We start from the raw sequence: 8,993 nt of genomic DNA on the forward strand, positions 1-8,993 counted from the left end.
ATAACTCAAGTTTAACAAAGCAATTTCCCTTTGCCACAAAAGGAGAGAAGTTTTATCTCCTCTCAAGGCAGAGAACAACTACGCGATTATAGACCATCGCCAAATAAATTCGTTCTACAAGAAGAACGGGCTCGGTTGGAACAGGCGTTCAACGTCCGGCACGAATTTCTTGTCGGTAATAAACATGATGACATGATCGCCCTGTTCGATTTTGCTGTTGCCGTTAGCGATGATGACGTCGTCGCCACGAACGATAGCGCCGATGGTGGTACCCGGTGGCAGCTTGATATCTTCAACGATGCGGCCAACCACTTTGGACGTGCTTTCATCGCCGTGGGCAATCGCTTCGATCGCCTCCGCTACGCCGCGGCGCAGTGACGAGACGCTGACGATATCCGCTTTGCGCACATGCCCAAGCAGCGCGGAGATGGTTGCCTGCTGCGGTGAAATGGCAATATCGATCACACTGCCTTGCACCAGATCGACATAGGCGCGCCGCTGGATCAGGACCATCACTTTCTTGGCGCCCATGCGCTTGGCCAGCATAGCCGACATGATGTTGGCCTCATCGTCGTTGGTGATGGCGATGAAGACATCCACCTGCTCGACGTGCTCTTCGGCCAGCAGTTCCTGGTCGGAGGCATCGCCGTAGAACACGATGGTATCGTGCAACTGCTCGGCCAGTTCGGCGGCACGTTGCTGATTGCGCTCAATGAGTTTGACGTTATAGTCTTTCTCCAGCTTGGCGGCCAGGCCGGCGCCGACGTTGCCGCCGCCGACGATCATGATGCGCTTATAAGGTTTTTCCAGCCGTTGCAGTTCGCTCATCACCGCGCGAATGTGCTGTGAGGCGGCAACGAAGAACACTTCATCACCGGCTTCGATAATGGTCGAGCCTTGCGGACGAATCGGCCGATCCTGGCGGAAAATGGCGGCGACGCGAGTGTCGATATGCGGCATGTGTTCGCGCATCGAAGAGAGCGCATTGCCGACCAGCGGGCCGCCGTAATAGGCTTTAACCGCGGCGATGCTGACCTTGCCTTCGGCGAAGTTGACCACCTGCAGCGCGCCGGGGTATTCAATCAGCTTGTAGATATAGTCGATGACCAGCTGCTCCGGCGAAATCAGATGGTCGATCGGCACCGCTTCCGGCAGGAACAGTTTCTCCGACTCGCGGATATATTCCGGCGCGCGGATACGGGCGATACGGTTGGGGGTATTAAACAGAGAATAGGCGATCTGGCAGGCGATCATGTTGGTTTCGTCGGAGTTGGTGACGGCGACCAGCATGTCGGCATCTTCTGCGCCGGCTTCGCGCAGCACCCGGGGGTGAGAACCATGTCCCTGAACCACTCGTAGATCGAATTTATCCTGCAGCTGACGCAACCGGCCGGAGTCGGTATCGACGACGGTGATATCGTTGTTTTCACCTACCAGGTTTTCCGCCAGCGTCCCGCCAACCTGCCCGGCACCAAGAATAATTATTTTCATCGTGTTCTCTGCTTCACACTGAAAGACTTAGGGCGCGTGGGCACCCTGAAGAATTACATTTTAATCAGCTTAGCGTAAAAGAAGCCATCGCCGTCCTCGGGATGCGGGATATTCTGCCGTCCCGGCCGCTGCGCATCGCCGGTTTCAACCAGCTTGGCATCGGCATGGCGCTGCAAGAACGCGGCGATCTGACTACTGTTTTCATCCGGCAGAATAGAGCAGGTTGCGTAAACCATCACGCCGCCTGATTTCAGATGCGGCCAGACGGCCTCCAGGATATCGGCCTGCAGGGCGGCGAGTTCGGCGATGTCGCGATCGCGGCGCAGCCATTTGATGTCGGGATGACGGCGTATCACGCCGGTGGCCGAACAAGGCGCGTCCAGCAGGATACGGTCGAACTGCTTGTCACCGCACCATTGCTGCGGTGTGCGGCCATCGCCCAGTTTAACCTCTGCGTGCAAACGCAGACGCTGCAGGTTTTCTTTCACCCGCGCCAGACGCTGTTCGTCGATATCGACGGCCATAACCTGTGCTTTCGGCGCCGCTTCCAGAATATGCGTGGTTTTGCCGCCGGGCGCGGCGCACAAATCGAGGATCTGTTCACCGTCTTGTGGATCCAACAGATCAACACAGCCTTGGGCTGAGGCATCTTGCACGGTGACCCAGCCGTCGGCGAACCCTGGCAGATCGGTCACGGCGCAAGGTGCCAGCAACCGTACGGCGTCGGCATAGTCTGCATGAGGCTCTGCGGCGATGCCGGCGTCGGTCAGCAGCTGCAGGTAAGCCTCACGGGTGTGATGCAGGCGGTTGACGCGCAGCCACATCGGCGGCTTCTGGTTATTGGCGTCGACGATCTGTTGCCAGTTGGCGGGATAAGCCTGTTGGATGCGTTTCAGCAACCAGCTCGGGTGCAGGTAGCGGCTGTCATTGTTGGTGGCGCGCTGCAGAAGTTCTTCCTGCTGGCGCTGGAATTGCCGCAAGACGCCGTTAATCAAACCTTTCAACTGTGGGCGTTTCAGCGCCACCGCACCTTCCACGGTTTCTGCGAGTACGGCGTGCGCCGGGATACGGGTATACAGCAGCTGATACAAGCCGACCATCAGCAAATAGTGAAGTGTACGTTGCTTGCCGGTCAGCGGTTTGGCCATTAATTGCTGAATGCACCATTCGAGCTGCGGCAGTACGCGTAACGTGCCGAAGCACAGTTCCTGCAGCAACCCGCGGTCTTTATCGCTGATGGAGGTTTGCAGCGCCGGCAGGACAGTACTCAGTGACTGCCCTTGATCCAGCACCTGGCCGATGGCTTTGGCAGCGATGCTGCGAAGATTGTAATTATTTTTCATAGGCTGAAGCTGATAACGATCGGCATTAAGAAAATAACGGCCCGGCGATGAACGGCCGGGCAGTGGGGTGACTTACAGCCGGTTACCCGGGGTAAACCATTCACGACGTGAATTTAACAGGTCTTGCGCCGACATCGGTTTCTTGCCGGCGGGCTGCAATTGGATCAGATTGAGGATACCGTCGGCGGTCGCCACCTGAATGCCGTGCTTGTCGGCATGGACAACGGTGCCCGGCTCCGCGTTGGCGCTTTCCGCCATTACGCTGGCCTGCCACACTTTCACCGGTTGCTCATCGATGGTGAAGTAGCTTATCGGCCAAGGGTTGAAGGCGCGGATGCAACGCTCCAGCTGTGCGGCGGACAGTGTCCAATCCAGGCGAGCTTCTTCTTTGCTCAGCTTCTCGGCGTAGGTGACCTGCGACTCGTCCTGCACTTCGCGGGTGGCGCTGCCGTCGGCCATTTGGCGCAGCGTCGTCAGCATGCCCTGCGGGCCGAGCTGCGCCAGCTTGTCGTAGAGGCTGGCGCTGGTATCGCTGCTCTCAATCGGGCAGGCGATCTTGTGCATCATGTCACCGGTATCGAGACCGACATCCATCTGCATGATAGTCACGCCGGTTTCCCTGTCACCGGCCCAGAGCGAACGCTGGATCGGTGCCGCGCCGCGCCAGCGGGGCAGCAGCGAACCATGTACGTTGATGCAGCCAAGACGCGGCATATCCAGCACCGCTTGCGGCAGAATCAACCCGTAGGCAACCACCACCATCACGTCGGCGTTGAGATCTGCCACCAGGCGCTGGTTCTCTTCGGGGCGCAGCGATTTAGGCTGAAATACCGGCAATTGGTGTTGTTCGGCCAGCATTTTGACCGGGCTGGGCGTTAGCTTGTTGCCGCGGCCTGCTGGACGGTCGGGTTGAGTGAATACGCCGACAATCTGGTGCTCAGATGACAACAGCGCGTCAAGATGACGCGCTGCGAAGTCTGGTGTTCCGGCGAAAATAATCCGTAAAGAGTCAGACACGTTGATTTCCTGATCGGTTAGGCGCGGGCTTGAAGCTTGGCCATTTTTTCCAGTTTCTGACGAATGCGCTGACGCTTGAGCGGCGACAGGTAATCGACGAACAGTTTACCCATCAGGTGATCCATCTCGTGCTGGATGCAGATCGCCAGCAGATCGTCCGCTTCCAGCTCGAAAGGTTTGCCTTCGCGATCCAGCGCGCGGATCTTCACCTGCGCGGCGCGCGGCACCAGCGCACGCTGCTCGGGAATGGAAAGACAGCCTTCCTCGATGCCGGTTTCGCCGCTTTTTTCCAGCAGCTCCGGGTTGATCAGCACCAGGCGCTGATCGCGATTCTCGGAGACGTCGATCACGATAATGCGCTGATGGATATCCACCTGAGTCGCAGCCAGGCCAATGCCTTCCTCTGCGTACATGGTTTCAAACATATCATCCACGATGCGCTGGATATCTGCATTGACTTCTTTTACCGGCGCTGCGACTTTGCGCAGACGCTCGTCTGGGAAATGTAATACCTGCAAGACTGACATATATCTTTAGATCTGTATCCGAGTAATGAACGAGGTTTAACCTCTATTCTAGACATTTCCCGACCTGATTGACAGCATTGCGCACCAATTGCTCAGATTGGCAATACCACCGTTTTTGCTGAGGGAACAGACGATGCGGCCGGAAGAGATCGCTTTACGGATGCGGGGAGTCACGGGGCTACAGACCGTCGTGGCCAGTCGGCTAGTGCGACAGTTATCGCAAATGAGTGGCGAGCCTCGCCGCGTGTTGCATGAGCTGGGATTGAACGAACGGCAGCAGGCACAGTTCAACCGGGTGGATCCCGTCTATCTGGCGGCCACCCTGCGTTGGCTGGAGGAGCCGGCGCACCGTATGCTGAACTATGGGGCGCCCGGCTATCCTGAAAGCCTGGCTCAGATCGACGACGCGCCGCTGTTTCTGCTGATCGAGGGCGATCCTCGGGTGCTGTTGCAACCTCAGCTCGCTATGGTCGGCAGCCGGCAGTTCAGCCATTACGGCGAGCGTTGGGCGAACCATTTCGCCGAGGAGTTGGCGCGTTGCGGTTTCACCATCACCAGCGGTTTGGCGATCGGCATCGACGGCATTTGCCATCGTGCGGCGCTGGCGGCCGATGGCTGCACGATTGCGGTGTTGGGCAGCGGGCTGGGCAATATCTATCCGCGCCGGCACCGCCGGCTCGCGGAGCAGATAGTCGAGCAGGGCGGCGCCGTGATTTCAGATCATTTAGTCACCGATTTGCCGCTGGCCGACCATTTCCCACGCCGTAATCGCATTATCAGCGGGCTCAGCCTGGGGGTTCTGGTCATAGAAGCTTCGCTGCGCAGCGGTACCCTGGTGACGGCTCGCTACGCGTTGGAGCAGGGGCGTGAGGTGTTCGCCTTGCCTGGGCCATTAGGAAACCCGATGAGTGAGGGGACGCATTGGTTAATCCAGCAGGGCGCGCATCTGGTCACCGGGCCGAAAGATATCGCCGAATTGCTGGGAAGCGGCCTTCAATGGCTGTCACTGAACGAAAATACAACTATTTGTGCGTCGCAGGCTGAAGTTGAATTGCCATTTGGCGATGTGTTGGCTAACGTAGGAGATGAGGTGACACCTGTTGACGTCGTCGCTGAACGTGCCGGCCAACCTGTGCCAGTGGTGGTAATCAAGTTACTCGAGCTGGAGTTAGCAGGGTGGATCGCAGCTGTACCCGGCGGCTATGTCCGAATAAGGAGGGCAAGCCATGTTCGACGTACTCATGTACTTGTTTGAAACTTATATCCACAATGAACCAGAGATGCGCGTCGATCAGGATCAACTGACCGATGATCTCGCTCAGGCGGGGTTTCATCGGGATGATATCTACAACGCGTTGAATTGGCTTGAGAAGTTGGCTGACCTGCAAGAGGGTCAAAATGCCCCTTACTTTATGGATGCCGATCCGCTGGCAATGCGGATCTACACCGAAGAAGAAGGCGCACGTCTGGACGCCGGCTGCCGTGGTTTTCTCCTGTTCCTGGAACAGATTCAGGTATTGAACCTCGAAACCCGTGAAATGGTTATCGACCGCGTTATGGCTTTGGATAATGCGGAATTCGATCTCGAAGATCTGAAATGGGTCGTGTTGATGGTGCTGTTTAATATCCCCGGATATGAAAGCGCCTATCAGCAAATGGAAGAACTGTTGTTTGAAGTGAACGAAGGTTATCTGCATTGAGCCGATAACGCGCATAGAAGACGTTATGACAAAAAACGCGATTTTGCCGCCAGGCAAAATGAACCCTGTCCGGAATGCGGGGCCGAACTGGTGATCCGTAGCGGTCGCCACGGCCCCTTCCTCGGCTGTTCCCAGTACCCTGAATGCCAATATATTCGGCCGCTGAAAGCGCAGGCCGATGGACATATCGTTAAGGTCTTGGATGGGCAACAGTGCCCGAAATGTCAGGCGACGTTGGTGCTGCGCCAGGGGCGCTATGGCATGTTTATCGGCTGCAGCGATTATCCGCAGTGCGATCACACTGAAGTGATCGATAAGCCTGACGAAACCGCCATTACCTGTCCGCAGTGCGGCCAAGGCAAACTGCTGCAGCGCAAGTCGCGTTACGGCAAAGTTTTTCATTCCTGCGATCGTTACCCGGAATGCCAGTTTGCCCTCAATGTTAAACCTGTCGCCGGTGAGTGCGCCTATTGCCATTATCCGCTGCTGATGGAAAAGCGCACGGCAAAAGGCCCCGTCCTGTGCTGTGCCAGCAAGCTGTGCGGAAAACCCGTCGCGACTACAGAATAATCACATCATGAACTCAGAATTAAGCCCGAACCTTTTATCTATCATCGATGCTTTGCATCAACAGCAGGTGATTGCGTATCCCACCGAAGCCGTATTCGGCCTGGGTTGCGATCCCGACAGCGAGCAGGCGGTCAATGCATTGCTGGCGCTGAAACAGCGGCCGTGGGAAAAGGGGCTGATTTTGATCGCCGCCGACTATGCACAGCTTAAACCTTATATCGACGACAGTGCGCTCAGCGAACAGCAGCGCACGACGATGTTTGCCAGCTGGCCAGGGCCGGTAACCTGGGTTTTGCCCGCTAGGCCGGGGACGCCGCGTTTGCTGACCGGACGCTTCAGCTCGCTGGCGGTGCGCGTCAGCGATCATCCGTTGGTGCAGCAGCTGTGCCGGCAGTATGGCAAGCCGCTGGTGTCGACCAGCGCCAATCTCAGTGGGCTGGAGCCATGCCGCAGTGCGGATGAGGTTACGCGGCAGTTCGGCGAAGCTTTCCCGGTATTGCGCGGCAAGGTGGGTGGCCGTCTTAATCCTTCCGAAATCAGAGACGTTCTGACCGGCGAACAGATCCGTCAGGGCTAGAGGTAATGGGCATGGAGAAGTTTGCGGTATTTGGCAACCCTATCGGCCACAGCAAGTCGCCGCGAATTCATGCGCTGTTTGCTGCCCAGACCGGCATTGAGCATCCTTATGGGACGGTGTTGGCGCCGTTAGACGGTTTTGAAACCAGCCTGCAGGCGTTTATCCGCGCCGGAGGGCTGGGGGCGAACGTCACGGTGCCCTTCAAGGAGCGTGCTTATTCGGCCGCTTCTGAGCTGAGCGAGCGCGCAGCGATGGCCGGTGCGGTCAACACCCTGAAGGTATTACCGAATAGCGAGCTGTTGGGGGATAACACCGACGGCATCGGGTTGCTGACCGATCTACAGCGTCAGCAATTGATCCGGCCGCAGGATCGCATCCTGCTGATGGGCGCCGGCGGCGCAGCGCGCGGCGTGATCCTGCCGCTGCTGTCTTTCGGCTGTCGGCTAACGATCACCAACCGCACCTTCAGCCGAGCCCTGGCGTTGGCAGACGCTTTTCGGCATCTGGGGGAGATCTCGGCGGCGCCGATGGATCAATTGGATCAGCAAGCGTTCGAACTGGTGATCAATGCGACGGCGTCCGGCATCAGCGGAGAGATCCCGGCGTTGCCGGCGGGCGTAGTTAATGCGCACACTCGTTGCTATGACATGTTCTATCAGCAGGGCGCTACGCCATTCCTGGCCTGGGCGCAGCAGCAGGGGGCAACGGAATATGCCGATGGGTTGGGCATGCTGGTGGGGCAGGCGGCGCATGCTTTCCTGCTTTGGCATGGAGTGATGCCAGAGATTGAGCCGGTATTGCGCCAGTTGCGCAGCGAACTGGCGGCATAAATCCTGCCCCGTTCTCTTTATTTATAGAGAACGGGGTTCCCGTCAGATGTCTTCCGACAGGTATTCATCTTTCCAGCGTACATAGTTGTTCGAAGAATAAAGCAATCCTTCCAACTCGGCGGCGGTCAACGGCCTAACCTGGCGTGCCGGGCTGCCCATATAGAGATAGCCGCTGACCAGGCGTTTGCCCGGCGGCACTAAACTGCCAGCACCAATCATCACGTCGTCTTCTACTACTACACCGTCCAGCAGGATCGATCCCATACCGACCAGCACCCGGTTGCCGATGGCGCAGCCGTGCAGCATCGCTTTATGGCCTACGGTCACGTCTTCTCCAATCAACAGGGGATAACCGTCGGGGTTATGTTCGGAGCGGTGAGTCACATGCAGTACGCTGCCGTCCTGTATATTGCTGCGTGCGCCGATCTTTACCGCATTGACGTCGCCCCGAATGGCGACCAGCGGCCAGATGCTGACGTCATCCGCCAGATCGACGTCGCCGATGACGACGCTGGAAGGATCGATCAAGACGCGCTGACCGAGTTTGGGGGTGTATTGAAGATAAGAACGTACTGCATCGGACATGGTGCTTGCCTCACGTCGGGATCATATTTACCGGCAATACTAGACTCTGACGATGGAATTACAACCAATCGCAGCGCCGGATCCTGCGGAAAATGGCCCTGATCGCACAAGATCCACTCGGAAGGGCTGAAAAGTGTGCAAACAGAAAGAAAAGATCAAAAAAGGGGTTGTGCAAAAAACTCGGATCCCTATAATGCGCCTCCATCGACACGGCGCAAGTGATTCACTTCACACAGCGGCCGGGAAGAAAGAGAAAAAATCCTGAAAATTAGGGTTGACTCTGAAAGAGGAAAGCGTAATATACGCCACCTCGAGTTAGCAAGCGAAAGCGCCTAACTCACTGCTCTTTAACA

Annotated in this window: 9 protein-coding genes and 1 pseudogene; 5 read left to right on the forward strand and 5 right to left on the reverse strand. The window is 57.2% G+C overall.

Features of this window, described 5'->3' with window-relative positions; all coding sequences use genetic code 11:
• Nucleotides 1–114 precede the first annotated feature (114 nt).
• From trkA to def, 4 genes are all read right to left on the reverse strand, one after another.
• Nucleotides 115–1,491, reverse strand: a complete 1,377-nt coding sequence (gene trkA / locus ITX55_RS23725; protein ID WP_004929716.1) for a Trk system potassium transporter TrkA — start codon at nt 1,489–1,491, stop codon at nt 115–117.
• 53 nt (nt 1,492–1,544) lie between these two features.
• Nucleotides 1,545–2,834 carry a 16S rRNA (cytosine(967)-C(5))-methyltransferase RsmB gene (rsmB, locus tag ITX55_RS23730; protein ID WP_072626845.1) on the reverse strand — a complete coding sequence of 430 codons (1,290 nt, stop codon included), beginning with the start codon at nt 2,832–2,834 and terminating at the stop codon, nt 1,545–1,547.
• A 72-nt stretch (nt 2,835–2,906) separates the two neighbouring features.
• Complete coding sequence (gene fmt / locus ITX55_RS23735) at nt 2,907–3,851, reverse strand: methionyl-tRNA formyltransferase (RefSeq protein ID WP_223085418.1); 945 nt, start codon at nt 3,849–3,851, stop codon at nt 2,907–2,909.
• Between the two features lie 17 nt (nt 3,852–3,868).
• The gene (def, locus tag ITX55_RS23740) at nt 3,869–4,378 is read right to left on the reverse strand and encodes a peptide deformylase (RefSeq protein WP_015379260.1); all 510 of its coding nucleotides are present in this window, start codon (nt 4,376–4,378) and stop codon (nt 3,869–3,871) included.
• A gap of 133 nt (nt 4,379–4,511) precedes the next feature.
• Between def and dprA the strand changes: the two genes are divergently transcribed.
• From dprA to aroE, 5 genes and pseudogenes are all read left to right on the forward strand, one after another.
• Nucleotides 4,512–5,633: a DNA-protecting protein DprA gene (dprA, locus tag ITX55_RS23745; RefSeq protein WP_172756142.1), complete on the forward strand. Its 1,122-nt coding sequence runs from the start codon at nt 4,512–4,514 to the stop codon at nt 5,631–5,633.
• A complete protein-coding gene (smg, locus tag ITX55_RS23750; RefSeq protein ID WP_025160381.1) occupies nt 5,605–6,078 on the forward strand; it encodes a DUF494 family protein Smg in 474 nt (157 codons plus the stop codon). The genes dprA and smg overlap by 29 nt, the downstream gene beginning before the upstream one ends.
• Before the next feature lie 42 nt (nt 6,079–6,120).
• Nucleotides 6,121–6,648: pseudogene (locus ITX55_RS23755) on the forward strand (topoisomerase DNA-binding C4 zinc finger domain-containing protein); the annotation flags it as partial.
• A gap of 7 nt (nt 6,649–6,655) precedes the next feature.
• The gene (gene tsaC / locus ITX55_RS23760) at nt 6,656–7,225 is read left to right on the forward strand and encodes an L-threonylcarbamoyladenylate synthase type 1 TsaC (RefSeq protein ID WP_147881185.1); all 570 of its coding nucleotides are present in this window, start codon (nt 6,656–6,658) and stop codon (nt 7,223–7,225) included.
• Between the two features lie 11 nt (nt 7,226–7,236).
• The gene (gene aroE, locus ITX55_RS23765) at nt 7,237–8,055 is read left to right on the forward strand and encodes a shikimate dehydrogenase (protein WP_223085419.1); all 819 of its coding nucleotides are present in this window, start codon (nt 7,237–7,239) and stop codon (nt 8,053–8,055) included.
• Between the two features lie 42 nt (nt 8,056–8,097).
• Here aroE and ITX55_RS23770 read toward each other — a convergent pair whose 3' ends face one another.
• The gene (locus ITX55_RS23770) at nt 8,098–8,640 is read right to left on the reverse strand and encodes a gamma carbonic anhydrase family protein (protein ID WP_033645236.1); all 543 of its coding nucleotides are present in this window, start codon (nt 8,638–8,640) and stop codon (nt 8,098–8,100) included.
• Nucleotides 8,641–8,993 lie beyond the last annotated feature (353 nt).

The organism is Serratia sp. EWG9 (assembly GCF_019913725.1).
GTDB classification, from domain to species: Bacteria; Pseudomonadota; Gammaproteobacteria; order Enterobacterales; family Enterobacteriaceae; genus Serratia; species Serratia ureilytica.

Excerpts from the sequence above, each read along its gene's own strand:
- rsmB (WP_072626845.1), bottom strand. The coding sequence starts at position 2,834 with ATGAAAAATAATTACAATCTTCGCAGCATCGCTGCCAAAGCCATCGGC.
- smg (WP_025160381.1), top strand. The coding sequence starts at position 5,605 with ATGTTCGACGTACTCATGTACTTGTTTGAAACTTATATCCACAATGAA.
- trkA (WP_004929716.1), bottom strand. The coding sequence starts at position 1,491 with ATGAAAATAATTATTCTTGGTGCCGGGCAGGTTGGCGGGACGCTGGCG.
- dprA (WP_172756142.1), top strand. The coding sequence starts at position 4,512 with ATGCGGCCGGAAGAGATCGCTTTACGGATGCGGGGAGTCACGGGGCTA.
- ITX55_RS23770 (WP_033645236.1), bottom strand. The coding sequence starts at position 8,640 with ATGTCCGATGCAGTACGTTCTTATCTTCAATACACCCCCAAACTCGGT.
- tsaC (WP_147881185.1), top strand. The coding sequence starts at position 6,656 with ATGAACTCAGAATTAAGCCCGAACCTTTTATCTATCATCGATGCTTTG.
- def (WP_015379260.1), bottom strand. The coding sequence starts at position 4,378 with ATGTCAGTCTTGCAGGTATTACATTTCCCAGACGAGCGTCTGCGCAAA.
- aroE (WP_223085419.1), top strand. The coding sequence starts at position 7,237 with ATGGAGAAGTTTGCGGTATTTGGCAACCCTATCGGCCACAGCAAGTCG.